Origin of the sequence: Streptomyces sp. NPDC004327 (genome assembly GCF_042873935.1) — a bacterium.
In the GTDB taxonomy this organism is placed as follows: domain Bacteria; phylum Actinomycetota; class Actinomycetes; order Streptomycetales; family Streptomycetaceae; genus Streptomyces.
This window is the reverse complement of sequence record NZ_JBIAME010000005.1, coordinates 256,262-282,346: the sequence shown is the minus strand read 5'-3', so window position 1 is coordinate 282,346 and position 26,085 is coordinate 256,262. Positions and strand designations below refer to the sequence as shown.

Genomic DNA, 26,085 nt, shown 5'->3' with positions numbered 1-26,085 from the left:
GAACAGTACTTCCGCATTATGGAAACTGCGCCGACAAGGCCCCGAAGAGGAGCACTCCCATGCCTCGTATGACCGCCGCCGCAGCGGCCGTTGAGATCCTCAAGCGCGAAGGCGTCACCAACGCGTTCGGCGTGCCCGGTGCGGCGATCAACCCCTTCTACCGCGAGCTCAAGAACGTCGGCGGCATCAGCCACACGCTGGCCCGCCACGTCGAGGGCGCCTCCCACATGGCCGAGGGCTACACCCGCGCCAAGGCCGGCAACATCGGCGTCTGCATCGGTACGTCCGGCCCCGCCGGCACCGACATGATCACCGGCCTGTACTCGGCCATCGCCGACTCCATCCCGATCCTGTGCATCACCGGCCAGGCCCCGGTCTCGAAGCTCCACAAGGAGGACTTCCAGGCCGTCGACATCGCCACGATCGCCAAGCCCGTCACCAAGGCCGCGACCACCGTCCTGGAGGCCGCGCAGGTCCCCGGCGTCTTCCAGCAGGCCTTCCACCTGATGCGCTCCGGCCGCCCCGGCCCGGTCCTCATCGACCTGCCGATCGACGTCCAGCTGACCGAGATCGAGTTCGACCCCGAGACGTACGAGCCGCTGCCGGTCTACAAGCCGTCCGCGACCCGCGCCCAGGCCGAGAAGGCCCTGACCTTCCTCCTGGAGTCCGAGCGGCCGCTGATCGTCGCCGGCGGCGGCATCATCAACGCCGACGCCACCGACCTGCTCGTCGAGTTCGCCGAGCTCACCGGCATCCCGGTCATCTCCACCCTGATGGGCTGGGGCACCATCCCGGACGACCACGAGCTGGCCGCCGGCATGGTCGGCGTCCAGACCGCGCACCGCTACGGCAACGCGACCTTCCTGGAGTCGGACCTCGTCCTCGGCATCGGCAACCGCTGGGCCAACCGCCACACCGGCTACAACCTGGACGCCTACACCAAGGGCCGCAAGTTCGTCCACGTCGACATCGAGCCCACCCAGCTCGGCAAGATCTTCGCCCCGGACTACGGCATCGCCTCCGACGCCAAGGCCGCCCTGGAGCTCTTCCTGGAGATCGCCAAGGAGTGGAAGGCCGCCGGCACGCTGCCCGACTTCTCCGCCTGGGCCGCCTCCGCGCAGGAGCGCAAGGCCACCCTCCAGCGCCGCACGCACTTCGACAACATCCCGATGAAGCCGCAGCGCGTCTACGAGGAGATGAACAAGGCGTTCGGCCCGGAGACCCGCTACGTCACCACCATCGGCCTCTCGCAGATCGCCGCCGCGCAGTTCCTGCACGTCTACAAGCCGCGCCACTGGATCAACTGCGGCCAGGCCGGCCCGCTCGGCTGGACGATCCCGGCCGCGATCGGTGCCGCCACCGCCGACCCGGAGACCCCGGTCGTCGCGCTCTCCGGCGACTACGACTTCCAGTTCATGATCGAGGAGCTGGCGGTCGCCGCCCAGCACAAGGTCCCCTACGTCCACGTCCTGGTGAACAACGCCTACCTCGGTCTGATCCGGCAGGCGCAGGGCGGCCTCGGCATCAACTTCGAGGTCAACCTCGAGTTCGAGAACATCAACACCCCGGAGATCGGCGTCTACGGCGTCGACCACGTCAAGGTCGCCGAGGGCCTCGGCGTCAAGGCGATCCGAGTCGAGGACCCGGACAAGCTCGGCGAGGCCCTGGAGCAGGCCAAGAAGATGGCCGTCGAGTACCGCGTCCCGGTCGTCGTCGAGGCGATCCTGGAGCGCATCACCAACATCGCGATGAGCAAGACCGTCGACATGAGCGACGTCACCGAGTTCGAGGACCTGGCCACCGAGCCGGGCCACGCGCCCACCGCGATCAAGGCCCTCAAGGTCTGACCGGCACACCGCGAGATCGTGCGGCCCCCGCTCCGAGAGCACCGGAGCGGGGGCCGCCCGCGCTCACCCGCCCCGTGGCCGTACGCCGTCCTGCGTCCGGCGTCCGTACGTAGTCCGGCGTCCGTACGGCGCGTCCGGCGTCCGTACGTCGTCCGGCGTCCTACGTCCGTACGACGCCGTGACCCCGCCCGGCGTCCGGCGCCCGTACGAGGACCGCGCCCGCCTCCGTCCAGTCGTAGAGCACCGAGCGCCCCGCCCGGCGCCGCCGCACCAGACCCGCATCGAGCAGCACCTTCAGATGGCGGCCCACCGACCCGAGCCCCAGCCCGGTCAGCGCCACCAACTGGCTGGTGGACAGGGGCGATTCGAGGCGTACGAGGATCCCGGCGCGGGCCCGGCCGAGCAGCGTCCCGAGCGCCTCGGGCACGGCCGGGCCGCCGCCGTCCGCGAGCGCGCCCGAGCACGGGTACACCACCGCGAACCGCTCCGAGCCCTCCCATGACACCCAGCCCTTCGCCGACGTCACCGGTACGAAGAGCAGCCGGCCGGCCTCCACCGAACGCGGGGGATAATCACGGGCGTTGACCTGGAGCCGGCCGTCACCCAGCCAGCGCAGCTTCCCGGGGCACAGCTCGTCGAGCGCCGCAGCCCAGCCGCCCCGGCTCAACTGCGCCGTCCGCGCCGTGATGTCGGCCTCCAGGATCCGGCGCCGGCGCGGCCAGTCCGGCAGCACCGTCTCCCGCCACACCCACTCCAGGACCGTCGCGAGCCGGTGCGGCAGGTCCGGCGCCGAGCGCAGCGGCTCGGGTACGGGGCCGCCGACCGCGACCTCCAACTGCGGTACGGCGGAGGATGGTTCGGTCTCGCGGACCGCCATGACCTCCTCCGTGAAGGACCGCTCGCCCTCGCCCAGCGGCGTCGGCGTCAGGAAGTCCGCGTTCCAGGTGGGCCCGATCGCCGCCCGGACGAGCAGCGCGTCCAGCGGCTCGGCGGCGAGCCGGCGCCGGTAGGCGGGCAGGTGTGCGGCCAGCCAGGCGCGCTCGCCCGGGTGGGCGCCCGATCCCGCGTGCAGCGTCTTCAGGGCCGCGACCGTCTCGGCGAGCGGCGAGAGTACGAACCGGCTGCCGGCGAGCGCGTCCGTACCGATCCGCCACCAGCCCACGACGCCTCCCCGGACTCCCGTTGTTTCGGGACTCCCGTCGTTTCGCCCCGACGCGAAACAATACCGGCGGGGCATGTACCTGCCCGAGACTCCGGCGCATGCCCCGCCACAGCCCCCGCTACCGCGATCTCTTCCGCACCCCCGAATTCACCCCGCTCTTCCTGGCGAGCTCGGTCCAGGTCGCCGCCCAGACGGTCTCCGGCCTCGGCCTCGCCACCCTCGTCTTCCGTTCCACCGGCTCGCCGCTGCTCTCCGCCCTCGCCCTGTTCGGCCCGTCCCTCGCCCAGCTCGTCGGCGCCACGACGCTCCTGTCGGCCGCCGACCGGCTGCCGCCGCGCGCCGCGCTCACCACCCTCGCCCTCGTCTTCGCGGCCGGCACCGCCGCCCAGGCGATCCCCGGCCTCCCGGTGGCCGCCGCCTTCGCGGTCCTCTTCCTCCAGGGACTCGTCGGCTCCGTCGGCGGCGGCGTCCGCTACGGCCTGCTCACCGAGATCCTTCCGCGCGAGCGCTTTCTCATCGGCCGCTCCGTGATGAACATGGCCGTCGGCGGCTGCCAGATCGCCGGCTTCGCGACCGGCGGCCTGCTGCTCGCGCTGCTCTCGCCCCGCGGCACCCTGCTCACCGGCGCCGCGCTCTACGCCCTCGGGGCGCTGCTCGCCCGCGCCGGACTGACCCGGCGCGCCCCGCGCGCCACCGGCCGGGCCTCCGCCGCCGAGACCTGGCGGACCAACGCGAAGCTCTGGTCCGCCCGCCCGCGCCGCCACACCTATCTGGCGCTCTGGGTGCCCAACGGGCTCGTCGTCGGCTGCGAGTCGCTCTTCGTCCCCTACGCCCCCGAGCGCGCCGGCCTGCTCTTCGCCTGCGCCGCGGCCGGGATGCTGGCCGGGGACGCCGTGGTCGGGCGGTTCGTGCCGACCGCGTGGCGGGCCCGGCTCGCCGCGCCGCTCCAGGCCGTCCTCGCGGCCCCGTACCTGCTCTTCGCGCTGCGCCCGGGCCCGGCCCTCGCCCTGGTGGCGGTCACCGTGTCCGCCGTCGGCTACAGCGCGAGCCTGCTCTACCAGGAACGGCTCATGGACCTCGTGCCCGAGGAGCTGAGCGGCCACGCGCTCGGCCTGCACACCTCCGGCATGCTCGCGCTCCAGGGCCTGAGCGCCGCGCTCGCCGGCTCGCTTGCCCAGCTCACCTCGCCCGCCACGGCGATGACGCTGCTCGCGGCCGGTTCGCTGGCGGTGACCTGCGCCTTGGTCGCCCTGCGCGAGCGCCCCGGGCCGGGGCGGCGCGACACCCGACCGGCCGACCCCGCTTGCCCGGCCGTCCCCGGCGACCGACGCTGAGCCGAGGACCGTCACCCATCAGCGAAGGGCAGGACGTGCTCATGGCGAACACATCGCAGGCGGCGCCCGGAGACCGCCCGGAGCCCGCGGCGGAACAGACCCCGGCCCCGAACCCGCCCGCGGACCCGGGCACCTCCCCGGACGCCTCCCCCGATCCGCCCGCGGAGTCCCCGCCGCCGGCGGAGGCGTCCTGGCGGAGCCCCGGCCACACGGTCGTCGAGACCGCGCTCGAAGTGACCGGGTACTCCCAGGCCACCCGCTGACGGCACCCCGGACATGCTGCTCAAGGTGCTCGGCACCGCGGCCGGCGGAGGCGTCCCTCAGTGGAACTGCGCCTGCCGCGGCTGCGCCGGCGCGCGTGCCCACCCGGAGCGCCGCCGCCGGCACGCCTCGCTCGCCGTCGAGGCGGCCCCGGGCCGCTGGTACGTGATCAACGCGACCCCTGACCTCGCCGACCAGATCGAACGATGCCCCGCCCTGCACCCGCGCCCCGTCCCCCACTCGGGACCCGTCCCCGGCGCTCACCCCGTCCCCCACTCGGGACCCGCCCCCGGCCCTCACCCCGGACCCGTCACCGGCCCTCCCGTCACCGGCCCTCCCGTCCCCGGCCCCGGGCCTCGGCGCACCCCGATCGCCGGAGTGGTCCTGACCGACGCCGAACTCGACCACACCCTCGGCCTGGCCCGGCTCCGTGAGGCCGAGGGCTTCGAGGTGATCGCCACCGACCCGGTGCGCGACGCGGTGCGCGACCGGCAGCGGCTGGGCGAACTGCTCGCCCCCTACACCGATGTGACCTGGCGTCCGCTCCCGCTGCCGGGCAGCCCGGACGAGCCGCTCCTGCCGGGGTCCTCCGTGCACGCCGGCGCCGTACCGGTCTCCGGCAAGCGGCCCCGGTACGCCGCCGCGGCGCCGCGGCGGGCGCCGCGGGACGCACCCTGGGTGACGGCGCTGCGCCTCACCGACCGAGCCACCGGCCGCAGCCTCGTCTACGCGCCCGCCCTCGGCGCCTGGCCGGACGAACTCCACGCCGCGCTCGCCGAGGCCGACTGCGTCATCGTCGACGGCACCTTCTGGGACGACGCCGAACCGCGCGCGACGGGGTGCTCGGACCTCACCGCGACGGCCATGGGCCATCTGCCGATCACCGGCCCCGACGGTACGGCGCAGCGGCTCGCCGGCCTGCCGGGCCGCCGCCTCTACACCCATCTGAACAACACCAACCCCCTGGTCGACCCCGACGCGCCGCAGCACAAGGAGCTGATCCGGCTCGGTGTCGAAGTGGCATCCGACGGAATGGAGATCGTGCTGTGACCCTCGTGGACACCGGAGCCGACACGGCGGAGCCGTGGGGCAGGGCCGAGTTCGAGGAACGACTCCGCGACGTCGTCGAGCGGCGGTACCACGACCGCCATCCCTTCAACATCCGCATGCACGAAGGAGCGTTGAGCCCCGACGAGGTACGGCGCTGGATCACCAACCGCTTCCACTACCAGCGCCACATCCCCGTCAAGGACGCGCTGATCACGGCCAAGCTCGACACCTCCGAGCTGCGCCGCGTGTGGATCCGCCGCCTGGAGGAGCAGGACGGGCGAGGGGCGGACGAGGGCGGCATCGAGCGCTGGCTCCGGCTCGGCGAGGCCGCCGGTCTCGACCGGTCCGCGCTGCTCGCCGGCCGGCACGTCCTGCCCGGGGTGCGGTTCGCGGTCGACGCCTACGTCACCTTCTGCCGCGACCGCCCCGCCCTCGACGCCGTCGCCGCCACGCTCACCGAGCTGTCCGCACCGGACCTCCTGCTCCGCCGCACGGCGGCCTTCGAGCGGCACTACCCCTGGGTGGACGCCGGCGGGCTCGGCTACTTCCGGGACCGTGTCCACCAGGGCCGGCGGGCCGGTGACGAGGCGCTGTCCCTGGTCCTGGACCGGGCCCGCGACCGGGCCGGACAGGAGCGGGCGGTGGCCGCGCTCGTCTTCAAGTGCGAGGTGCTGTGGTCGCTGCTGGACGCCGTCGACCACGCGTCCGCGCCCTCCTTCCCGCAGGAGGCGCGATGAGCTGGCGTCCGGCGCTCGCCCCGGCGGTCGTGCTGCGGCCCGACCGGGTGCGCGGCACCGATCTGCTCGTCATGCCCGAACGGGTGGCCGTGCTGCGCGGCGCGGCCGCCGGCATCCTCGGCCTGTGCGACGGCCGGCGCACGGTGCCCGCGATCCTCGCCGAGCTGACGGCGCGCTTCCCCGGAGCCCCGGTGATCGAGGAGGTCCCGGAGTTCCTGGACGGGCTGCGCGCCGAGGGCTGGCTGCGGTGACGGCGGGCGGGCGCGTGCCACGGCCCTGGGCGCTGCTCGCCGAGCTGACCCACCTGTGCCCGCTGCGCTGCCCTTACTGCTCCAACCCGCTGGAGCTGACCGGCCGTTCGCGCGAGCTGGACACCGCGCGGTGGCGGGACGTGCTGCGGCAGGCCGCCGACCTGGGCGTCGTCCAGACCCATCTGTCCGGCGGGGAGCCGCTGCTGCGCGCGGATCTCGCGGAGATCGTCGAGGCGGCCGAGTCGGCGGGCGTGCACACCCAGCTCGTCACCAGCGGCGTCGGCCTGGACGCGGAGCGGCTGGCCGGTCTGACGGCGGCCGGGCTGCGCGGCGTACAGCTGTCGGTGCAGCACGCCGACGCGCCGGCCTCCGACCGGATCGCCGGGCGCCGGTCGTACGGGGCGAAGGAGCGGGCCGCCGCGCTGGTGAAGGAGGCGGGGCTGCCGCTCGGGCTCAACGTGGTCCTGCACCGGGACAACCTCGATGCCGTCGACGCCCTGGTGGAGCTGGGGCTGGCGTGGGGCGCGGACCGGATCGAGCTGGCCAACGCGCAGTACTACGGCTGGGCCCTGCGCAACCGTGCCGCGCTGCTGCCGAGCGCCGAGGTGCTGGCCCGGGCGGAGGAGCGGGTGCGGTGGTGGCGGTCCCGCCTCGCCGGGCGTACCGAGCTGGTGTGGGTGGCGGCGGATCACTTCGGGGGAGTGGCCAAGCCCTGCATGGGCGGCTGGGGAGCGGTCTCGCTCACGGTCACCCCCGACGGGACCGTCCTGCCGTGTCCGGCGGCGGCCGCGCTGCCCGGCCTGGACGCCCCCAGTGTGCTGGACCGGCCGCTCGCCTGGATCTGGGAGCACTCGGCGGCCTTCCGCCGGTACCGCGGCACCGACTGGATGCGGGAGCCGTGCCGGACCTGCCCGCGCCGCGAGGAGGACTTCGGCGGCTGCCGCTGTCAGGCGTTCGCGTTCACCGGTGACGCCGCCGGCGCCGATCCGGCCTGCCGGCTGTCGCCCGGCCACGGTCTGGTGCGTACGGCGGTGGCGGGCGCCGAGGCGGCGGACGCCGCGGGCACCCGGCCCGGATACGTCTACCGCGCGCACGCACGCGCGCACTCCGGGAAAAGGACCAGGGCCTGACCCCTGTGCAAGGTCAGGCCCTGGTCTTCGAACGCGCCGCGCGGGACCGTAAACCGCGCTGCGCGACGTGGTGACCGTCCGACGGCGCGAGGCTGGCGCGACAGGACGTTCGCGCCGCCGGACGGAGTCTTGTCCCCCTTCCGTGCGAGAAGGGGGAGGCGTTGGGACCGCGGTGGTGCCGACGGGCGCCGCGGCCGGCCCCCTTCCTTCAGGTCAGGAAGAGGAGCCGCGGGCCCTTACCACCGCACTGGCTCGGCGCCACCGCGGTCCGCACGCTGTCCGGCTCGACGGCCACCCCTCATCCGGGCCGGCGAGCCGGACCGCGCACGGCACTGACCTCCCGTCAGGTGCCGTACGCAGCCTTGGAGTCGAAGGCTCAGTCCTCGCGCAGGGCGCGGACGGCCTCCTCGACACGCCGGCCGTACTCGGCGTCGGCGGCGGCGAAGTGGGCGAGGTTCTTCTCGATGATGTCCTCGCGGGCGACCTGGGAGAGGCTGCCGGCGATGTTGGCCACCAGGCGGGACTTCTCGTCCTCGGACATCAGGCGGTAGAGCTCACCGGCCTGGAAGAAGTCGTCGTCCTTGGCGTGCTCGGGCGCCGCGTGGGTGCCCGTCCAGCCGTGGATGGCGAGCGGCGCGGAGAGCGGGGTGTCGGTCTGCGCCGGACCCGAGTACGAGTTGGGCTCGTAGTTCTTGTCGTGGCGCGAGCCGTTGCGGGTGGCCATGAAGCCGTCGCGGCCGTAGTTGTCGGCCGAGGTCGCCTTGGGGGCGTTGACCGGCAGCTGGGTGTGGTTGACGCCGAGGCGGTAGCGGTGGGCGTCCGCGTAGGCGAAGAGGCGGCCCTGGAGCATCTTGTCCGGCGACGGGCCGATGCCCGGGACGAAGTTGTTCGGGGAGAAGGCGGCCTGCTCGACCTCGGCGAACACGTTGTCCGGGTTGCGGTCGAGGACCAGGCGGCCCACGCGCTGCAGCGGGTAGTCGCCGTGCGGCCACACCTTGGTGAGGTCGAACGGGTTGAAGCGGTAGTCCGCGGCCTCGGCGGCCGGCATGATCTGGACGTAGAGCGTCCAGGACGGGGACACGCCGCGCTCGATGGACTGCAGCAGGTCGGTCTGGTGCGAGTTGGGGTCCTTGCCGACCAGCTCGGCGGCCTGCTCGGCGGAGAGCGAGCGGATGCCCTGGTTCGTCTTGAAGTGGTACTTGACGAAGAAGGCCTCGCCCGCCTCGTTGGTCCACTGGTAGGTGTGCGAGCCGTAGCCGTTCATGTGGCGGTACGAGGCCGGGATGCCGCGGTCGCCGAACAGCCAGGTCACCTGGTGGGTCGCCTCGGGGGCGTGGGCCCAGAAGTCCCAGACGTTGTCCGCCTCCTGCTTGCCCGTGAACGGGTCGCGCTTCTGGGAGTGGATGAAGTCGGGGAACTTGATCGGGTCCTTGATGAAGAACACCGGGGTGTTGTTGCCGACGAGGTCGTAGTTGCCGTCCTCGGTGTAGAACTTCAGCGCGAAGCCGCGCGGGTCGCGGACCGCGTCCGCGCCGCCGAGCGAGTCGGCCACGGTGGAGAAGCGCAGGAAGGTCTCGGTCTTCTTGCCGACCTCGGCGAGGAACGCGGCCTTGGTGTAGGCCGTGACGTCGTCGGTCACCTCGAAGTAGCCGTACGCGCCGGAGCCGCGGGCGTGCACCACGCGCTCCGGGATGCGCTCACGGTTGAAGCGCGCGAGCTTCTCCAGGAGGTGCTGGTCCTGGAGCAGGATGGGGCCACCGACGCCGGCGGTGGCGGAGTTCTGGTTGTCGGCGACGGGGGCGCCGGACTCGGTCGTAAGCACGCGCTGAGGCATCGTGTCGGGTCGGACCTTCCGTGAGCTGCACTGCCTGACTGGTTCAAGTGCTCTGGAGCGTAGGTACGCCCGGCAAATGACGTCAACAGTTTGTTGAAAATGAAGTGTGGTGTTCCGGACGGCGGCGACGCCTGGGCGCGACAGGACAGGTTGTCAGCGCCGCCGCCGCCCGGAAATCTGGGTCAGACCTGCTGGCCGGAGAGGCGCTCGACGGCGCGCAGCAGGGCCGAGTGGTCCAGGCCGCCGTCGCCCTGGGCACGCAGGGAGGCGACGAGCTGGGCGACCACGGCGCCGACCGGGAGGGCCGCGCCGACGTTGCGGGCGGCGTCGGTGACGATGCCCATGTCCTTGTGGTGCAGGTCGATCCGGAAGCCGGGCTTGAAGTCCCGGTTCAGGAAGTTGTCCTTCTTGCGGGTCAGCACGGTGGAGCCGGCCAGACCGCCGTTGAGGACGTCGAGGGCGGCGCCCAGGTCCACGCCGGACTTCTCCAGGAAGACCACGGCCTCGGCGCACGCCTGGATGTTGACGGCGACGATCAGCTGGTTGGCGGCCTTCACCGTCTGGCCGGAGCCGTGCGGGCCGCAGAGCACGATGGTCTTGCCGAGGGCCTGGAGGATCGGCAGGGCCTCGTCGAAGTCGGCCTGCTCGCCACCCACCATGATCGACAGGACGGCCTCGATGGCGCCGGCCTCGCCGCCGGAGACGGGGGCGTCGATGACGCGGATGCCCTTCTCCTTGGCGTTCTTGGCCAGGTCGACCGAGGTCTGCGGGGTGATCGACGACATGTCGACGATCAGGGCGCCGGCCCTGGCGTTCTCCAGGATGCCCGCGGGGCCGTAGGAGATGGCCTCGACCTGCGGGGAGGCGGGCACCATCGTGATGATCACGTCGGCGTCCTTGACGGCCTCGGCGATCGAGCCGGCCGCGGTGCCGCCGGCGGCGGCCAGGCGCTCCAGCTTGTCCTGCTCCAGGGTGAAGCCGGTGACGGAGTAGCCGGCCTTGATCAGGTTCTCGGACATGGGGGAGCCCATGATGCCGAGGCCGATCCACGCGATCTTGGGAAGAGTGCTCATGAGGGTGCCTCTCAAAACAGGGTGGTACGGGGAGGGGGCGAGGGTCAGCGCGCCGCGCGGCCCTCGGCGGGCAGCCAGTCGAAGGAGGCGGCGGCGTCGGCGGCCTTGTACTCCAGGCCCACCCAGCCGTCGTAGCCGGCCTTCCGCAGCTCGCCGAGCAGCTGCTCCAGCGGGAGCTCGCCGGTGCCCGGGGCGCCGCGGCCCGGCATGTCCGCGATCTGGACGTGGCCGGTCTTGTCGGCGTAGCGGGCGATGACGTCGCCGACGTCCTCGCCGTTCATGGCCAGGTGGTAGATGTCCAGCAGGAACTTGGCGTTGCCGAGCCCCGTGGCCGCGTTGACCTTGTCGACGATCTCGATCGCGGAGGGGGCGCTCACCAGCGGGTAGAGCGGCGACTCCGGCTTGTTGAGGGTCTCGATCAGCAGGATCGCGCCGACCCGGTCGGCCGCGCGGGCCGCCAGGACCAGGTTCTCCAGGGCGAGTTCGTCCTGCACGGCCGGGTCCACGCCCTCGACGCGGTTGCCGTAGAGCGCGTTCAGCGCCTTGCAGCCCACCGAGGCGGCGAAGTCCGCGGCGATGTCGATGTTGGCCCGGAAGCGGTCCGACTCCTCGCCGGGCACGGAGACCGCGCCGCGGTCCGGGCCGGGGAGCCGGCCCGCGTAGAAGTTCAGCCCCACCAGCTGGGTGCCGGCGTCCTCAAGGGCCTTCTTGAGGGCGTCGAGCTCGCTCTGCTCGGGGGTGGCGGTGTCGATCCAGGGCCACCACAGCTCGACCGCGGTGAAGCCCGCCGCGGCGGCGGCCGCGGGGCGCTCCAGGAGCGGGAGTTCCGTGAAGAGGATCGACAGATTGACGTCGAAGCGCTGGTCCGTGACTGCGCCGTCTGAGAAGCGGGCCATGAGGGGCGGCGCTCCTTCCGTATTGCGGAAGTGACTTTCTGTCTGACGGAATGTTGTAGCGAGGGTGACCGACTTGTCAAGAGCTCCCCGCAGGTCCGGGGCTCCCGCTGGGGCCCGGACGGGCCGTAGCGTGGGGGCATGGTGCGTTTGAGAGTGGAGTTCACGACCGAGCCGTTCGACCTCGACGAGGCGCCGGCGCACGCGGTGGTGGCTCGTGAGGTCATCCAGTCGGCCGAGCTGGACGCGGTGGACGTCGGCCCCTTCGGCAACACGGCGGAGGGCGGCGCCGACGCCGTGCTCACCGCCGTGGACGAGCTGCTGCGCAAGTCCCTGGCGGCGGGCGCCACCCGCGTCTCGCTCCAGGTGAACGTCCTGGACGAGACGGGAGGGGCACGGAAGTGACCGAGCACCCCCTCGTCGCGGCCGTGAAGCCGCTGGTCGACGCGATGGGTGCCGAGCTGCTCGGCCCCGAGCAGGCCGGCACCGACGACGTCGTCCTCGCCTGGGAGGGTGAGGACGTGCTCGCCGTACGGCTGCCGCAGCTGTCCGAGTCCCTGGACCACATCCTCGTGGCGATGGAGCGGCGGCACGGTATGCCGCTGTCCGAACTCGACCGCAAGGCGAAGCAGGAAATCGTCCGCGTCCTGGAGGCGCGCGGGGCCTTCTCGGTGCGCCACGGCGTGGAGACGGTGGCCTCCGCGCTCGGCGTCAGCCGTTTCACCGTCTATAACTACCTGAACCGGGAGACCGCCCTGAACAGGCAAAAACCCCCGAAGAACGCGTAGTTGATCATGTCTTGCCACAAGCCGTCGTCCGCATGTCGGGACGACGGCTTTTGTATGGCCGAGTTTTCAACAAAGTGTTGACGTGATGTTGCCGAGGGCGTTAGCTATCCGCAGCCCGTCCGACGCACAGCGAAAAACAGCCACGGAGGCTTCCCGTGACTTCAGGTACGACTCCGGGTCTCACCCGGTTCAACACCTCGGCGGAGGGCGACGCCGTCGCCGCACTCCACGAGGTGTGCTCCAGTTCGGCGTGGGGGAGCAAGATCCTCGCCCAGCGCCCGTACACCACCGCCGAAGCCCTCTTTCTCGCCAGCGACGCCGCCATGGCCGAGCTGACCGCCGAGGACCTGGCCGAGGCGATGGCGGGCCACCCGCCGATCGGTCGTCCGAAGGCCGGGGACCCGACCTCCTCCCGCGAGCAGAGCGGGATGGCCGGCGCCTCCGCGGAGCTCAAGGCCGAGATGCTCGAACTCAACCTGGCCTACCAGGACCGGTTCGGTCATGTCTTCCTCATCTGCGCCACCGGGAGGACCGGCGAGCAGATGCGCGACGCGATCCGCGCACGGATCGAGAACTCGCCCGAGCAGGAGCGGGAGATCGTCCGCACCGAACTGGGCAAGATCAACCGCATCCGTCTGACCCGTCTCGTAGAGACCGAGGAAGAGAACTGATGAGCACCGACACCTCGGCTTCGCCGAGTAGCTCTGTGTCCACCCACATCCTGGACACCAGCCTCGGCCGTCCGGCCGAGGGTGTGGCCATCGCGCTCGCGGCCCGCGCCGGCTCCGACGCCGAGTGGGTCGCCCTGGGCGGCTCCGCCACCGACGCGGACGGGCGCTGCAAGGACCTGCCGGCCCTGCCGGAGGGCACGACCCACGTACGCCTCGACTTCCAGACCGAGGCGTATTTCCTGAGCAAGCAGAACAAGCAAGCCGAGGCGCAGCAGGACGCCCCCGCGAATCGGGACAGCGGTGCGACCGGAGCGTTCTTCCCGGAGGTGGCGATCACGTTCGCCGTCGTCCCGGGCGAGCACTACCACGTACCGCTGCTGCTCAACCCGTTCGGCTACTCCGTTTACCGAGGGAGCTAGCAGACATGCCCACGATTCTCGGCCAGAACCAGTACGGCAAAGCAGAGAACCGCGTCGTCAAGATCACGCGCGACGGCGGCACGCACCACATCAAGGACCTGAACGTCTCCGTCGCCCTCTCCGGCGACCTCGACGACGTCCACCTCACCGGCTCCAACGCCCACTGCCTCCCCACCGACACGACGAAGAACACCGTCTTCGCGTTCGCCAAGGAGTACGGCATCGAGTCCGCCGAGCAGTTCGGCATCCACCTCGCCCGCCACTTCGTGACGAGCCAGGAGCCGATCAAGCAGGCCCGGATCCGGATCGAGGAGTACTCCTGGGAGCGGATCGCCACCTCGGACGCCAACTCCAAGTTCATCGGCTCCGACGAGGTCAACCACTCCTTCGTCCGCAAGGGCCAGGAGACCCGCACCACCCAGGTCACCTTCGACGGCGAGAAGTGGGAGGTCATCTCCGGCCTCAAGGACCTCGTCGTCATGAACTCCACCAACTCGGAGTTCTGGGGCTACATCAAGGACAAGTACACCACCCTCCAGGAGGCGTACGACCGCATCCTCGCCACCCAGGTGTCCGGTCAGTGGCGGTTCAACTGGACCGACGACGAGCAGCGGATGCCGAACTGGGAGCGGTCCTACGAGCAGACCAAGAAGCACATGCTCGAGGCGTTCGCCGAGACCTACTCGTACTCCCTGCAGCAGACGCTGTACCAGATGGCCACGCGGATCATCAACCACCGCGCGGAGATCGACGAGGTCCGCTTCTCGCTCCCGAACAAGCACCACTTCCTCGTCGACCTCGAGCCCTTCGGCCTCAAGAACGACAACGAGGTCTACTACGCCGCCGACCGCATGTACGGCCTGATCGAGGCCACCATCCTCAGGGACGGCGCCACGGCCCGCATCCCGGTCGACATGACCAACCTCTAAGCGGCACGGAAAAGCCCCCGAGGCACTGCAGTCGCCTCGGGGGCGAGTTCCCGCAACAACCGGTTTCGACCGGAGGGAACCTCACGTGACTCCGCCCCATCGGGGCTTCCCGTTCGGCCGTTCGGCCTCGCGGCGGTCAAGCCCTGACCGCCCCCTTTGAGAGGGGGCGGCCAGTCTACTACGGCTCAGGAGACGTGCATGGCCCGGCAATCGGCCGTCCATCCGGTGGACGAACAGCTCCCCGCCTCGCGGCTCGTCCCCGCCGCGCTCCAGCACATCGCCGCCATGTACGCAGGCGTCGTCACCCCTCCGCTCATCATCGGCCAGGCCGTCGGCCTGGACGCCGCCGGAATGACCCGGCTCATCGCCGCCAGCCTGCTCATCGCCGGCTGCGCCACCATCCTGCAGACCCTCGGCCTCGGCCGCTTCGCCGGCAACCGGCTGCCGTTCGTCAACGCGGCCTCCTCCGCCGGCATCGCGCCCATGCTCGCCATCGCCGAGACCAGCGCCAAGGGCCACCAACTCCCCGCCATCTACGGCGCGGTGATGGTCGCAGGCGTCTTCTGCCTCGCCGTCGGCCCCTTCTTCGGCCGGCTCCTGCGCTTCTTCCCGCCCCTCGTCACCGGCGTCGTGATCACCCTCATTGGGGTCACCCTGATGCCCGTCCCGGTGAGCTGGGCCCAGGGCGGCGACAAGAACGCCGCCGACTTCGGCGCCATGAAGTACCTGGCGCTCGCCGGCTTCACCCTCGTCGTCATCCTGCTCTTCCAGCGCTTCGGCAAGGGCTTCGTCAAGCAGATCGCCCTGCTCCTCGGCCTGTTCATCGGCACGCTCGCCGCGATCCCCTCCGGCATGGCGGACTTCAGCGCCCTGCGCGAGGCGCCGGTCGCCGCGCTGCCCGCCCCCTTCGCCTTCGGCGCCCCCGAGTTCCAGCCCGCAGCGATCCTCTCCCTGTGCATCGTGATGCTGGTCCTGATGACCGAGTCCAGCGCCGGCATGCTCGCCCTCGGCGAGATCTGCGAGCGGCGCAGCGACGGCCGGACCATCACCCGCGGCCTGCGCACCGACGGCATCGCCACCCTCCTCGGCCCGGTCTTCGGAGGCTTCCCCACCTCCGCCTTCGCCCAGAACGTCGGCGTCGTCTCGCTGACCCGGGTGCGCAGCCGGTACGTGGTCGCCGTCGCCGGCGGAGCCCTGCTGATCCTCGGCGCCTTCCCGGTGCTCGGCGCGGTCGTCTCCCTCGTACCGATGCCGGTCCTCGGCGGCGCGGGCATCGTGCTCTTCGGCTCGATCGCCGTCAGCGGCATCCGCACCCTCTCGGAGGCGGGCCTCGACGACAGCTCCAACATCATCCTGGTGGCCGTCGCGCTCGGAGCGGGCATCATCCCGCTCGCCGCGCCCACCTTCTACGCCGGATTCCCCGCCTGGGCGCAGACCGTGCTCGGCTCCGGCATCAGCGCCGGAGCGCTCGTCGCCGTCCTGCTGAACCTCTTCTTCCACCATCTCGGCACCCGGAGCCACCAGACGGCCCCGGCACTCAAATCCTCCTAGGGTCCTGCCGTGCCCGATCGTCCCCCCTGTTGTGAAGGAAGCAGCACCATGGCAGCACCTTCGGCAGCACCCCGGCGCATCGTCATCGAGAACGCGGCGATCGCCACCGTCGACGCGAACGACACCGAGTACGCCGCCGGCCATCTCGTCGTCGCCGGCAACACGATCGAGTCCGTCGGCACCGGCCGCGCACCCGAGGGCCTGGAGAACGTGGTCCGGCGGATCGACGCCACCGGCCACCTGATCACGCCCGGTCTGGTCAACACCCACCACCACTTCTACCAGTGGATCACCCGCGGCCTCGCCACCGACCACAACCTGTTCGACTGGCTGGTCGCGCTCTACCCGACCTGGGCGCGGATCGACGAGGAGATGGTGCGCGTCGCCGCCCAGGGCTCGCTCGCCATGATGGCCCGCGGCGGTGTCACCACCGCGATGGACCACCACTACGTCTATCCGCGCGGCTCCGGCGACCTGTCCGGCGCCATCATCGGCGCCGCCCGCGACATGGGCGTCCGCTTCACCCTCGCCCGCGGCTCCATGGACCGCAGCGAGAAGGACGGCGGACTGCCCCCGGACTTCGCCGTCGAGACCACCGAGGGCGCGCTCGCCGCGACCGAGGAGACGGTGGGCAAGCACCACGACGCCTCCTTCGACGCGATGACGCAGATCGCCGTCGCCCCCTGCTCGCCCTTCTCCATCTCCACCGAACTGCTCCGCGAGGGCGCGGCCCTCGGCCGCCGGCTCGGCGTGCGGATGCACACCCACGGCTCGGAGACCGTGGAGGAGGAGAAGTTCTGCCACGAGCTGTTCGGCATGGGCCCGACCGACTACTTCGAGTCCACCGGCTTCCTCGGCGAGGACGTGTGGATGGCGCACTGCGTCCACATGAACGACTCCGACATCGAGGCCTTCGCCCGCACGAGGACGGGTGTCGCCCACTGCCCCTCGTCCAACGCGCGGCTCGCCGCCGGCATCGCCCGCGTCCCCGACATGCTCAGGGCGGGCGTGCCCGTCGGCCTCGGCGTCGACGGCACCGCCTCCAACGAGTCGGGCGAACTGCACACCGAACTGCGCAACGCGCTGCTCGTCAACCGCCTCGGCGCCCACCGTGAGGCCGCGCTGACCGCCCGCCAGGCCCTGCGCCTGGGCACCTACGGCGGCGCGCAGGTCCTCGGCCGCGCCGACAGCATCGGCTCCCTGGAGCCGGGCAAGCTCGCCGACTTCGTCCTCTGGCGGATCGACGGCCTCGGCCACTCGTCGATCGCCGACCCGGTCACCGCGATCGTCCTCGGCGCGGCCGCCCCGGTCACCGCGTCCTTCGTCAACGGCAGGCAGATCGTCGAGAACGACCGGCTGCTCACCGCCGACGAGGACGCCATCGCGCGCGACGCGCGCACTCAGGCGCAGCGCCTGGCCCGCATCGCGGCCGGCGGCTGACCCTTCCCCCAGCGTCCGACCGAGGGGGACGGCCCTCGGTCGGTCGCCGTGGACCCGAGCGGGGTCCACGGCAGCCGGGCCGGGGGGTGTGCGTACGCCCACGTCGTGCGCCACCCCCCGGAGCGGTGAACCCGTGCCCGTCCCCACCGGGCACCCCGTCCCGCGCCGCACCCCCTCCGCAGGCGCACCTGAGCACCATCCCCCGCACCACCCCCCGACGAGCCGCACCCTTCGCACCCGCTTCGCCTCGCACCACCTCCCTGAAACCACCGTCACCGCCGACGGGTCACCGACCGGAGGAACCCCGCCGTGGCCGCCAAGCCCCAGGTTCGCAACGCACAAGACGCAGGCACCGCCCCCGAAGGCGCCGTTCCCGGCGCCGACCCGACCAGGCATCCGGTCGACGAGGCCCTGCCCCCACTGAAGATGCTCACGAGCGGTCTGCAACACGTGGCCGCCATGTACGCGGGCGTCGTCGCCCCGCCCCTGATCGTCGGAGCGGCCGTCGGCCTCTCCCCGACCGAACTGACCTTCCTCACCGGCGCCAGCCTCTTCACCGCCGGCCTCGCCACCTTCCTCCAGACGCTCGGCGTCTGGAAGATCGGCGCCAAGCTGCCCTTCGTCAACGGCGTCACCTTCGCCGGCGTCGCCCCGATGCTCGCCATCGTCGACACGACGAAGAACAAGGCCGACGCGCTCCCGGTGATCTTCGGCGCGATCATCGTCGCCGGACTCCTCGGCTTCGTCGCCGCCCCGTACTTCTCCCGGCTCGTGCGGTTCTTCCCGCCGGTCGTCACCGGCTCCGTCATCACGCTCATCGGCGTCTCGCTGCTGCCGGTCGCCTTCGGCTGGGCACAGGGGCCCAATCCGAAGGCCGACGACTACGGTTCGACGACCTATCTCTCGCTCGCGGGCATCACCCTCGTGATCGTGCTGCTGCTCCGCCGCTTCACCACCGGCTTCCTCAAGCAGGTCGCCGTCCTGGTCGGGCTGGTCCTCGGCACGCTCCTCGCGATCCCGTTCGGCGTCACCGACTTCTCCCCGGTGACGACGGCCGACATCGTGGGCTTCCCGACGCCCTTCCACTTCGGCGCCCCGCAGTTCGCCGCCGCCGCGATCATCTCCATGTGCGTGGTCATGCTGGTCTCCATGACCGAGTCGACCGCCGACATGCTGGCGCTCGGCGAGATCGTCGAGCGGCCGGCCGACGAGAAGACCATCGCGGCCGGACTGCGCGCAGACACCCTCGGCTCCGCGCTCAGCCCGCTCTTCAACGGCTTCATGTGCAGCGCCTTCGCCCAGAACATCGGCCTGGTCGCCATGACCCGGATCCGCAGCCGCTTCGTCGTCGCCTGCGGCGGCGGCTTCCTGGTCCTGATGGGCCTGTCGCCGGTGGCCGCCTCGCTGATCTCGGTCGTGCCGCGGCCGGTGCTCGGCGGCGCGGGTGTCGTCCTCTTCGGCTCGGTTGCCGCCAGCGGCATCCAGACGCTGGTCAAGGCGGGCCTGGAGAAGGACAACAACGTGCTGATCGTCGCCGTCTCGCTGGCGATGGGCATGATCCCGATCACCAAGCCGGAGTTCTACCACGCCTTCCCGGAGACCGCGCAGATCATCCTGGACTCCGGCATCTCCACCGGCTGCGTCGCCGCCGTCCTGCTCAACCTCGTCTTCAACCACATCGGCGGACGCCGGGACGCCGACACGGTGACGGCGCCGATGGAACCGGGCGAGGAGATCTCGGAGACCGCCGCGGCGAAGGCGGCACACGCACACTGAACCAGTGAGCCGACACCAGCCGTCCCCGCCCGCCCCGGGCCCCGCGCACCCCGCGGGGCCCGGGGCGCCGGCCGTGGTCCTGATCAACCCCAACACCTCCGCGGCCACCACCCGGACGATGACGGCCATCGCCCGCCGCACGCTCGCCGCCTCGGGCCTGCGGGTGCGCGGTGTGACCGTCGCCGCCGGCCCCGCGATGCTCACCGACCCGGCCGCCCTGCGGGAAGCCGCCCCGCACGTCCTCGCCGCCGCGCGCGAGGCACTCGCGTCCGGCGACTGCGCGGCCCTGATCGTGGCCGCGTTCGGCGACCCCGGCGTCGCGGAGCTGCGCGCGTGGCTCGGCGAGGCGGACGGCGGGACCCCGGAGTCCCCGCCCGGCCCCGGCCCCGGCCCGCGGGGTACGGCGGACGGCCCCGGACCCGTCCCCCTTCCCGCCCCCGTGACCCTTCCCGTCCCCCTTCCCGTCGTCGGCATCGGCGAGGCCGCGCTCGCCGAGGCGGCGGAGGGCGGCCGGCGCTTCGGCATCGCCACCACCACCCCGCGCCTCGCCGCCGCCATCGACGCCCATGTCGCCCGCCTGGGCCTGGCCGCCCCGTACACCGGCACCCGCTTCACCTCCGGCGCCCCCGAACACCTCGCCGCCCGCCCCGACGCGCTGCTTGCCGCGCTGACGGCGGCCGCCCGCGCCTGCGTCGTACGCGGCGGCGCCGAGGCCGTCGTCATCGGCGGCGGCCCGCTCGGCGACGCGGCGGACGCGCTCCGCACCCGCCTCGCCGTCCCGGTCGTCGCGCCGGTCCCGGCGGCCTGCCGCCAAGTGGCGAGACTGCTCGGCGTCCCCCTGGAGGACCCCTCGGACGACACCCCGGGCACGGCCCCCACCCCCTGACGCCCGCTCACCGCTCCACCGCCGATCGCCTCCGGCACTCGTGGGCCAAGTGCGGATAGGCCGCTGCGATCGCCTCGTACACCCGGCGGCGCAGCAGCCGTTCGGCCTCGGCGCGGCCGGTGTCGCCGTAGAGGTCGTCGAGGAGCGTGTCGTAGCGGGAGAGGGCGTGGCGCAGATAGCCGACCTGCCAGCGGACCATGGCGCCGGCCGGGACGCCGCCGGGGCCGCGGGCGCCGAGCAGATGGCGGTGCCGGACGGCGCGGCGCTCCAGCTCGGCGGCCGGGAGCCGGGGCACCTCGATGGGCTCCGCGCGGATCGCCGCGAGGACCGCGCGGCGGCGCCGGTCGGCCGCCACCAGACTCGCGGCGCCGGCCCGGCCCGCGGTCTCGGCGGAGGCGGCGAACTCCGGCGTGCGCTCCACGGCTTCGACGCGCGCCAGGAGATAGAGCAGCACGGGCGCGAGCGACCAGCGCCGCGGGTCGCGGCCCTGCACATCGGCCTGGCCGAGCATCTCGCTGACCATGGCGTCGCTCCAGCCGCGCAGGCGCAGCCCGGCCAGTGACACATACGTCGTACGGTCCGTCACGATTCCCCCAAATTCGACTACGGAGAGTGATGGAACTAGTGAAGCGCACCCCACTGACAACGCCCCCGGCCGCGCCCCTCTTGTCGTCGTGCCACCCGTCGTGCGATACAGGTCCAGACCTTTACCGGATCCCGGCCGGACGGAGGCACCCCCCATGCAACGCCCGTACCCCGCACCCCCGTTGACCGCCCCCGCGCCCGCCCCCGCGCCCGTCCCCGTGCTCGTCTCCGTGCTCGTCCTCACTCTCGCGCTCGTGCTCACCGGCTGCGCCGGCGCCGCCGAAGCCGCCAAGGACACCCGCGCCCCCACCGCCCCCACCGGAGTCACCGCCACCGCCGGCAGCGCGGCCACCGTCCACGTCATGTGGCGCGCCGCCGCCGACGACCGGGGCGTCACCGGCTACACCGTCTACGACCAGGGCCGTCAGGTCAGGGAAGTGCCCGCCGCCACGCTGATGACCGACGTCACCGGCCTCGCCCCCGCCTCCCGCCACTCCTTCACCGTCCGCGCCCGCGACGCCGCCGGAAACGTCTCCGCCGACAGCGCTCCCGTCACGGCCACCACGCCCGCCGCGACCGCCGAGGACCGCACGCCGCCGACCCGCCCCACCGCCCTGCGCGTCACACCCGCCGGCCCCGGCGCCGCCGTCCTCGCCTGGCGGCCCGCCCGTGACGACACCCGCGTCACCGCGTACGACGTCTACCAGGCGGACACCCGCATCCACACCGTCCCCGGCACCGCCACCACCGCCCGCCTCACCGGCCTGCGCCCCGGCACCGCCTACTCCTTCACCGTCCGCGCCCGCGACGCCGCCGAGAACTCCTCCCCGGACAGTGCCCCCGCCGACCTCACCACCGCCACCGCACCCGGCGCCCCGCCCTCCACCGCACCGACCGCCGTCACCGTCCGCCCCGCCCACGGCGCCCTGATCCTCACCTGGACCCCGCCCCGTACCGCCGAACCCGTCAAGGAGTACGAGCTCCATCTGAACGGCCGCTTCGCCACCACGATCGTCTGGGGCGCCCAGCCCGCCCCCGGCCCCGTCACCTACACCCTCACCGTCCCCGACAGCCCCGGCCTGCGCTACACCGTCACCCTCCGCGCCAAGCTCCCCGACGGCACCTGGGGCGACTTCTCCGCCCCCCGCACCGCGGTCACCCCCTGACCCTCCGGCAACGGTCCCGGCCGCACGTGGCCGAAACGGCTCCCTTTCCCGACCGGCCGCCCCCGCCGCACCCTGCGAACGGGGCACCTGCCGAGGGGCGTTGGGGGAGCCGATGGCCGAGCCGAGCTACGTACCCGTACTGCCCGCACGACCGAGCGCACGGAAGGCGTACGCACTCCTGGAGCCCGCCGCGCGCGCCGCCACCGCGCCCCTGTGGGTCCTCCCGTCGCGCGGTCCCGCCACCCGCCGGCACCCGGTGCGCGAGACCCTCGACGAGCTCGCCCGGACGCGGGGCGGCGGGCCGGCCTGGGTGGACACCCGGGGCGCCGAGTCCGACGCCGATCCCCGCCCGGTCGAGGAGGCGCTGCGCGAGGTGCTGGCCCGCACCGCCCTGCGACCCGTGACGGGTCCCGAACGGCCCGTCCGGCAGCAGGACGCCTGCGCGGCCGCGGCCGCCGCGGGCGGCGACGGGCTCGGGCTGCGGATCGTCCCGGCCGCCCTCGCCGACGAGCGCCTCGCCACCCGGCTGCACCACCTGCTGCCCCGGCTCGCCGGCCTCCCCGTGGACCTGCTGCTCGACCTCGGCGCCGTCCACGACCGCCACCGCCACGGCCTCGCCGAGAAGTCGGCCCTGACCGCCCTCGCCCTGCTCGGCCCGCTGCGCGACTGGCGGACCGTCGCCGTCCTCGCCGGATCCTGCCCGGGCGCCGACGCCGTGCCCGACGACTACGGGGCCCCCTTCGCGGAGGCCGAGCGATACGACTGGGACCTGTGGCACTTCCTCGTCCGCTCGCCGGACGGCCGGCGCCCGCGCCTCACCTACGGCGACTACGGAGCCGGGCACCCCCGGAGCACCGACCAGCCGGCCGCTCCCGGCGGCGGTCCGCCCTGGGGCCTGCTGCGCCTCACCGGCGAACGCACCTTCCTCCTCGGCAAGGTGCCCACGCGCGGCGACGCGCACGCGGCCGACGTCCGGCGCGCGGCGGCCGCGCTCGTCGACACCGAGGACTTCGAGGAGGCCCCGCACAGCGAGGCCCGGGAATGGCTCCGGGCCTGCGCCACGGGACGGGGCCGCGAGGGCGCGGGCCACCCGGGGGTGTGGGTCTGGGCCGCGCACAACCAGCACCTCACCTTCGTCGTCCATCAGCTCCGCCGGCTCGACCGCCTCGACCCGCTCGATCCTCGCCACCCGAGCCACCCGGCCCACCCGCCTCACCCGTTCCGCCGCGCCGCGTGACCCGCCTGGCCGCACCGCACCGCGCCCCGCCCCGCCCCGAATTACGCTGGGAAGCGTGGCCGAGATCGTGCTCACCAACACGGGTCGTGACGCGTTCCTTGAGAAGAGCCCCGAGTTCCGGGGGCCGGGAGCGGTCAGGGCGGTGGACGCCGTGCTCGGGCTGCTCGCCCTGCGCGGCGCGGACCGGGGATCGGGAGTGCCGGAGCCGACGCCCGGGCTCGTGAAACTGCTCCTCGTGGAGGACCTGCCGGCGTTCGTGTGGGCGGCGCCGGAGGAGCTGGCCGTGTATCCGGCGGTGCTGCGGGCGCTCGCCGGTCGGTTCGACGGGGAGCGGCGCACCCGGGTCGAAGGGGTGATCGAGGAGGCCGTGGCCGACTTCGAGCGGGCCATGGGCGACCCCGGGAACCTCACCTGGCCCCGCTGGTACGCCCAGCTGCTGCGGGCCGACGGCACCGACCCCGCCGACCCCGGCGCCGTACGGGCCTGGCTGGCCCGGCTCGACGGGCCGCCGGTGCCCGACGGAGTGCGGCGGGCGGACCTGGTGGGGCGCACCGCCGTCGCGGACCTGGTCCTCACCGAGGTGCTGACCAGGGCGTACGTACGCGATGCCGAGCACGAGCCGGCCGCCGGGCCGCTGCTCAGCGACCACGACGTGGCCCAGGGCATCGGCCGGGTCGCGCAGGCGCTGCTCGACCGCTGGACGGCGGCCGGGCTCGCCGAGGGACTGGCGGGGGAGTACGCGCACCTCGCGCCCGGGCCCGACGACCTGCCCCATCTCGTCCTCGCCGACGCCCTGCTCGACGAGCACCTCGACTACTACGGCGACGCCTCCGTGCCGCTCCCGCCGCCCGAGCGGGAGGCCGCGGAGGCCGCCGGCGACGTGGAGAAGGACGCCGACCTGCTGGCCGCCGCCGTCGACGAGCTCGCCGACGAGGGAACGTACGGCGGCGAGGCCGCCCACCTGCTCTACACGCTCTACCAGCGCGGCTGCTCCGCCGAATCGGTCGCCCGCCGGGCCGCCGAGTTCGAGGACTGGACCGTCGATCCGGCCCTGGAGGACGCGCCCGTGCGCGTATCGCCGCCCGCCTCGCCCGGCTACACGACCCCGACCGCCACCGAACTCGCCCGCCTGCTCGGCACGCCCGGCATCACCGACACCGACCGGGCCCGGCTCGACAAGCCCGCCCACTGCCTCGCCGCCGTCATCGACCGGCTGGCCGCCACCGGCCTGGTCTTCCGGCGCGGCGACGCCTTCGGGCTCACCCCGGGCGGCTGCGCCGCCGTGCGCTACCTGCTCGCGGTCCGGCGGGTCGCGGTGCCCGACGCCGAGGAGACGTCCGGCTGGGGCGCGGGCGCCCTGGTGGCCGCCGCCGCGGGCTGGCCGCCGGCCGTCGCCGAACGGGTCCTGGACGAGTGGCTGCACGCCCGCGGGCAGGACGAGGACGCCTGGTCCGGGCTGTTCGCCGCGCTCGGGACGGTCAACGCCGGCACCTCCGAAGCCGCCGCCACCCGCGCCCTGCTCGACGTCCTGGACCTGTCCGCCGCGCCGGCCGCGGCGCTGCGCGGCGCCCTCGCGAACCCGGCCGCGGGCCTGCGGGCGGCGGAGGCGCTGCGAGACCGCGGGGAGCCGGTCGACCCGGACCGGGTGTCGCCCGCCGCGCGGGCCCTGCGCGTGCTCGACGGGCTGCCCGCCAAGAAGGGGCCGCTGGAGTCCCGGCGCGCCGCCTTCGACGCGGCGGCCTCGCGCTGGCCGGGCGGCTCGGCGGCGCTGCTCTCCGCCCTGTCCGCCGCCGACCCGCACGAGGCCGCCAGGGTCCTCGGACCCCTCGGGATCACCCTGCCGTGATCAGCCAGCGGTGAGGTACATCCCGGAGGCGCCGGCGCCCGCCGTGTTCCTGCAGCTGTAGTCGCCGCTCGGCTGCGCGTTGATCAGCGCGAGGCATCGGCCCTGCGCCAGCTGCCCGTAGTAGTTGGGGTGCATGTCCTCCTGGATCGGCCCCTGGGTCTCGTTCTGGTCGATCCAGCGCGCCCACTCGCTCGTCGTCGCCGACGCCGGCACGGTCGGGCTCACCAGCTTGCTGCTCTTCGCGCACACCTCACGGCCCTGGAGCATGTCGCGCAGATCCATGAACTGCGCGCCCTTGGCGTCGGCGACCGCCTTCAGCCGGTCCGCGATCTGCGGCACGAGGGAGTCGCGCGCCCAGGTGGAGTCGAGGTTCCAGAAGGGGCAGCCGCCGGTGTTCGTCCGGCTCCAGCCGCTCTCGCCGTAGCGGTTCTCGGCGGCGCGGGGGATGGGCGAGGGGTAGGACTGGAGCACGATCCGGTAGTCGGCGGAGGTGTAGCCGGCACCGGTCATCACGGCTCTGATCTCGTCGATCGACTTGCCGACGTCCGCCATCACGCCGTCGATCTTCGCGTCGACGACGGCCTGCTGGTCGTCGTGGCAGTAGGAGTACCAGACGACGTAGTCGGTGGCGCAGGTGCGGATGATGTCGGCGAAGCCGAGGTCGTTGCCGCCGACCGACAGCGCGATCAGCTTGACGTCATGGGTGGCGGCGACGGCCGCGAGCCGGTCGGCCTGCGGGGCCTCGCCCTTGTAGGCGGTCCCGCCGGAGCTCGTGCGGAAGACGTTCCTCGTGACGGCACCCGAGCAGGCGAGGTTGACCAGCTCGGTGGCGATCGGCCCGGCGCTGTTCACCTCGGCCGAATCGGAGCGGTGGCAGCCGTTGGCCTCGGTCGCGCCGTACACCCGGCTCGGGTCGTACGCGCTGCCGGTCCAGGCCCGGTCGGTGCCGCTGCGGTTGCCGCTGGTGGTCAGGCTGTTGCCCTGCCAGCGGCCGCCCTCGCCGGAGATGTAGCTGTCGCCCATGGTGACGACGGTGGAGGGGCCCGGGCCGGCGGCGGCGAGAGCGGGGGAGGGAGCCAGGGCGGCGAGCCCGGCGGCGAGACACAGGGTGAGCAGGCCGCGCAGCGCGCGGTGGGGGGACGACGAAGACATGGCTGTGCTCCTGCGGGGTGCGGTGCGCAGTGAGTGGGGGACAGCCGCCGGCCGGTGGCATGGCGGA

General features: G+C 73.1%; 25 protein-coding genes. 19 read left to right on the top strand and 6 right to left on the bottom strand.

Going from position 1 to position 26,085, the window contains the following annotated elements:
• Positions 1–59: 59 nt before the first annotated feature.
• A complete protein-coding gene (gene gcl, locus ACFYU9_RS19045) occupies positions 60–1,847 on the top strand; it encodes a glyoxylate carboligase (protein ID WP_389207254.1) in 1,788 nt (595 codons plus the stop codon).
• 160 nt (positions 1,848–2,007) lie between these two features.
• Here gcl and ACFYU9_RS19040 read toward each other — a convergent pair whose 3' ends face one another.
• On the bottom strand, positions 2,008–3,009 hold the full coding sequence (locus ACFYU9_RS19040) for an ArsR family transcriptional regulator (RefSeq protein WP_389345448.1): 1,002 nt from the start codon (positions 3,007–3,009) through the stop codon (positions 2,008–2,010).
• Between the two features lie 98 nt (positions 3,010–3,107).
• On the opposite strand from ACFYU9_RS19040, the gene ACFYU9_RS19035 reads away from it, so the two are divergent.
• Genes ACFYU9_RS19035 through pqqE form a run of 6 tightly spaced genes read left to right on the top strand, consistent with a single transcriptional unit; the run spans position 3,108 to position 7,772 of the window.
• Positions 3,108–4,343, top strand: coding sequence for an MFS transporter (locus ACFYU9_RS19035; RefSeq protein WP_389345447.1), 1,236 nt, complete (start codon positions 3,108–3,110; stop codon positions 4,341–4,343).
• Between the two features lie 41 nt (positions 4,344–4,384).
• Entirely contained in the window at positions 4,385–4,606 is a 222-nt protein-coding gene (locus tag ACFYU9_RS19030) for a hypothetical protein (protein WP_389207251.1), read from the top strand.
• 13 nt (positions 4,607–4,619) lie between these two features.
• Positions 4,620–5,654, top strand: coding sequence for an MBL fold metallo-hydrolase (locus tag ACFYU9_RS19025; RefSeq protein ID WP_389345446.1), 1,035 nt, complete (start codon positions 4,620–4,622; stop codon positions 5,652–5,654).
• Positions 5,651–6,391, top strand: a complete 741-nt coding sequence (gene pqqC / locus ACFYU9_RS19020) for a pyrroloquinoline-quinone synthase PqqC (RefSeq protein ID WP_389207250.1) — start codon at positions 5,651–5,653, stop codon at positions 6,389–6,391. Before ACFYU9_RS19025 ends, pqqC begins: the two co-directional genes overlap by 4 nt.
• Positions 6,388–6,642 (top strand): pyrroloquinoline quinone biosynthesis peptide chaperone PqqD, encoded by a 255-nt coding sequence (gene pqqD / locus ACFYU9_RS19015; protein WP_389207249.1) that lies wholly within the window; start codon positions 6,388–6,390, stop codon positions 6,640–6,642. The genes pqqC and pqqD overlap by 4 nt, the downstream gene beginning before the upstream one ends.
• A 14-nt stretch (positions 6,643–6,656) precedes the next feature.
• On the top strand, positions 6,657–7,772 hold the full coding sequence (pqqE, locus tag ACFYU9_RS19010; protein WP_389345445.1) for a pyrroloquinoline quinone biosynthesis protein PqqE: 1,116 nt from the start codon (positions 6,657–6,659) through the stop codon (positions 7,770–7,772).
• A 376-nt stretch (positions 7,773–8,148) separates the two neighbouring features.
• Here pqqE and ACFYU9_RS19005 read toward each other — a convergent pair whose 3' ends face one another.
• The 3 genes from ACFYU9_RS19005 to ACFYU9_RS18995 form a co-directional block, all read right to left on the bottom strand.
• Positions 8,149–9,606 carry a catalase gene (locus ACFYU9_RS19005; protein WP_389207246.1) on the bottom strand — a complete coding sequence of 486 codons (1,458 nt, stop codon included), beginning with the start codon at positions 9,604–9,606 and terminating at the stop codon, positions 8,149–8,151.
• 182 nt (positions 9,607–9,788) lie between these two features.
• On the bottom strand, positions 9,789–10,679 hold the full coding sequence (locus ACFYU9_RS19000) for a 2-hydroxy-3-oxopropionate reductase (RefSeq protein WP_389207244.1): 891 nt from the start codon (positions 10,677–10,679) through the stop codon (positions 9,789–9,791).
• 44 nt (positions 10,680–10,723) lie between these two features.
• Entirely contained in the window at positions 10,724–11,575 is an 852-nt protein-coding gene (locus tag ACFYU9_RS18995; protein WP_389207243.1) for a TIM barrel protein, read from the bottom strand.
• A gap of 141 nt (positions 11,576–11,716) precedes the next feature.
• On the opposite strand from ACFYU9_RS18995, the gene ACFYU9_RS18990 reads away from it, so the two are divergent.
• The 9 genes from ACFYU9_RS18990 (at position 11,717) to ACFYU9_RS18950 (ending at position 20,032) form a co-directional block, all read left to right on the top strand.
• Positions 11,717–11,977, top strand: coding sequence for a thiamine-binding protein (locus ACFYU9_RS18990; protein ID WP_389208048.1), 261 nt, complete (start codon positions 11,717–11,719; stop codon positions 11,975–11,977).
• A 44-nt stretch (positions 11,978–12,021) separates the two neighbouring features.
• Complete coding sequence (locus ACFYU9_RS18985) at positions 12,022–12,360, top strand: helix-turn-helix domain-containing protein (protein WP_389208046.1); 339 nt, start codon at positions 12,022–12,024, stop codon at positions 12,358–12,360.
• A 155-nt stretch (positions 12,361–12,515) separates the two neighbouring features.
• The gene (gene uraD, locus ACFYU9_RS18980) at positions 12,516–13,031 is read left to right on the top strand and encodes a 2-oxo-4-hydroxy-4-carboxy-5-ureidoimidazoline decarboxylase (protein WP_389207241.1); all 516 of its coding nucleotides are present in this window, start codon (positions 12,516–12,518) and stop codon (positions 13,029–13,031) included.
• On the top strand, positions 13,031–13,450 hold the full coding sequence (uraH, locus tag ACFYU9_RS18975; protein ID WP_389207239.1) for a hydroxyisourate hydrolase: 420 nt from the start codon (positions 13,031–13,033) through the stop codon (positions 13,448–13,450). Before uraD ends, uraH begins: the two co-directional genes overlap by 1 nt.
• A 5-nt stretch (positions 13,451–13,455) precedes the next feature.
• Positions 13,456–14,379 carry a factor-independent urate hydroxylase gene (pucL, locus tag ACFYU9_RS18970; protein ID WP_389207237.1) on the top strand — a complete coding sequence of 308 codons (924 nt, stop codon included), beginning with the start codon at positions 13,456–13,458 and terminating at the stop codon, positions 14,377–14,379.
• 198 nt (positions 14,380–14,577) lie between these two features.
• Positions 14,578–15,930, top strand: coding sequence for a nucleobase:cation symporter-2 family protein (locus tag ACFYU9_RS18965; protein ID WP_389207235.1), 1,353 nt, complete (start codon positions 14,578–14,580; stop codon positions 15,928–15,930).
• Positions 15,931–15,978: 48 nt separating this feature from the next.
• Positions 15,979–17,370 (top strand): 8-oxoguanine deaminase, encoded by a 1,392-nt coding sequence (locus ACFYU9_RS18960; RefSeq protein WP_389207233.1) that lies wholly within the window; start codon positions 15,979–15,981, stop codon positions 17,368–17,370.
• A 426-nt stretch (positions 17,371–17,796) separates the two neighbouring features.
• The gene (locus tag ACFYU9_RS18955; protein ID WP_389208044.1) at positions 17,797–19,146 is read left to right on the top strand and encodes a nucleobase:cation symporter-2 family protein; all 1,350 of its coding nucleotides are present in this window, start codon (positions 17,797–17,799) and stop codon (positions 19,144–19,146) included.
• 4 nt (positions 19,147–19,150) lie between these two features.
• Complete coding sequence (locus ACFYU9_RS18950; protein ID WP_389345444.1) at positions 19,151–20,032, top strand: aspartate/glutamate racemase family protein; 882 nt, start codon at positions 19,151–19,153, stop codon at positions 20,030–20,032.
• Positions 20,033–20,039: 7 nt separating this feature from the next.
• Here the strand turns inward: ACFYU9_RS18950 and ACFYU9_RS18945 are convergent, their stop codons facing one another.
• Positions 20,040–20,618 (bottom strand): hypothetical protein, encoded by a 579-nt coding sequence (locus tag ACFYU9_RS18945; RefSeq protein WP_389207230.1) that lies wholly within the window; start codon positions 20,616–20,618, stop codon positions 20,040–20,042.
• A gap of 154 nt (positions 20,619–20,772) precedes the next feature.
• Between ACFYU9_RS18945 and ACFYU9_RS18940 the strand changes: the two genes are divergently transcribed.
• From ACFYU9_RS18940 to ACFYU9_RS18930, 3 genes are all read left to right on the top strand, one after another.
• Complete coding sequence (locus tag ACFYU9_RS18940; RefSeq protein WP_389345443.1) at positions 20,773–21,783, top strand: fibronectin type III domain-containing protein; 1,011 nt, start codon at positions 20,773–20,775, stop codon at positions 21,781–21,783.
• A 112-nt stretch (positions 21,784–21,895) separates the two neighbouring features.
• Complete coding sequence (locus ACFYU9_RS18935) at positions 21,896–23,020, top strand: hypothetical protein (RefSeq protein ID WP_389345442.1); 1,125 nt, start codon at positions 21,896–21,898, stop codon at positions 23,018–23,020.
• A 55-nt stretch (positions 23,021–23,075) separates the two neighbouring features.
• The gene (locus ACFYU9_RS18930) at positions 23,076–24,866 is read left to right on the top strand and encodes a hypothetical protein (RefSeq protein ID WP_389345441.1); all 1,791 of its coding nucleotides are present in this window, start codon (positions 23,076–23,078) and stop codon (positions 24,864–24,866) included.
• Here ACFYU9_RS18930 and ACFYU9_RS18925 read toward each other — a convergent pair whose 3' ends face one another.
• Complete coding sequence (locus tag ACFYU9_RS18925) at positions 24,867–26,018, bottom strand: hypothetical protein (protein ID WP_389345440.1); 1,152 nt, start codon at positions 26,016–26,018, stop codon at positions 24,867–24,869. It lies immediately after the preceding gene.
• Positions 26,019–26,085 lie beyond the last annotated feature (67 nt).

What these genes read in the sequence shown, in the direction of transcription:
- ACFYU9_RS19005 (WP_389207246.1), bottom strand. Translation starts at nt 9,606, where the DNA reads ATGCCTCAGCGCGTGCTTACGACCGAGTCCGGCGCCCCCGTCGCCGAC.
- ACFYU9_RS19035 (WP_389345447.1), top strand. Translation starts at nt 3,108, where the DNA reads ATGCCCCGCCACAGCCCCCGCTACCGCGATCTCTTCCGCACCCCCGAA.
- ACFYU9_RS18965 (WP_389207235.1), top strand. Translation starts at nt 14,578, where the DNA reads ATGGCCCGGCAATCGGCCGTCCATCCGGTGGACGAACAGCTCCCCGCC.
- ACFYU9_RS18940 (WP_389345443.1), top strand. Translation starts at nt 20,773, where the DNA reads ATGCAACGCCCGTACCCCGCACCCCCGTTGACCGCCCCCGCGCCCGCC.
- ACFYU9_RS18995 (WP_389207243.1), bottom strand. Translation starts at nt 11,575, where the DNA reads ATGGCCCGCTTCTCAGACGGCGCAGTCACGGACCAGCGCTTCGACGTC.
- ACFYU9_RS18960 (WP_389207233.1), top strand. Translation starts at nt 15,979, where the DNA reads ATGGCAGCACCTTCGGCAGCACCCCGGCGCATCGTCATCGAGAACGCG.
- pucL (WP_389207237.1), top strand. Translation starts at nt 13,456, where the DNA reads ATGCCCACGATTCTCGGCCAGAACCAGTACGGCAAAGCAGAGAACCGC.
- uraH (WP_389207239.1), top strand. Translation starts at nt 13,031, where the DNA reads ATGAGCACCGACACCTCGGCTTCGCCGAGTAGCTCTGTGTCCACCCAC.
- ACFYU9_RS18935 (WP_389345442.1), top strand. Translation starts at nt 21,896, where the DNA reads ATGGCCGAGCCGAGCTACGTACCCGTACTGCCCGCACGACCGAGCGCA.
- ACFYU9_RS19000 (WP_389207244.1), bottom strand. Translation starts at nt 10,679, where the DNA reads ATGAGCACTCTTCCCAAGATCGCGTGGATCGGCCTCGGCATCATGGGC.
- ACFYU9_RS19030 (WP_389207251.1), top strand. Translation starts at nt 4,385, where the DNA reads ATGGCGAACACATCGCAGGCGGCGCCCGGAGACCGCCCGGAGCCCGCG.
- ACFYU9_RS18955 (WP_389208044.1), top strand. Translation starts at nt 17,797, where the DNA reads ATGCTCACGAGCGGTCTGCAACACGTGGCCGCCATGTACGCGGGCGTC.
- ACFYU9_RS19025 (WP_389345446.1), top strand. Translation starts at nt 4,620, where the DNA reads ATGCTGCTCAAGGTGCTCGGCACCGCGGCCGGCGGAGGCGTCCCTCAG.
- gcl (WP_389207254.1), top strand. Translation starts at nt 60, where the DNA reads ATGCCTCGTATGACCGCCGCCGCAGCGGCCGTTGAGATCCTCAAGCGC.
- ACFYU9_RS18985 (WP_389208046.1), top strand. Translation starts at nt 12,022, where the DNA reads ATGGGTGCCGAGCTGCTCGGCCCCGAGCAGGCCGGCACCGACGACGTC.
- pqqD (WP_389207249.1), top strand. Translation starts at nt 6,388, where the DNA reads ATGAGCTGGCGTCCGGCGCTCGCCCCGGCGGTCGTGCTGCGGCCCGAC.
- ACFYU9_RS18925 (WP_389345440.1), bottom strand. Translation starts at nt 26,018, where the DNA reads ATGTCTTCGTCGTCCCCCCACCGCGCGCTGCGCGGCCTGCTCACCCTG.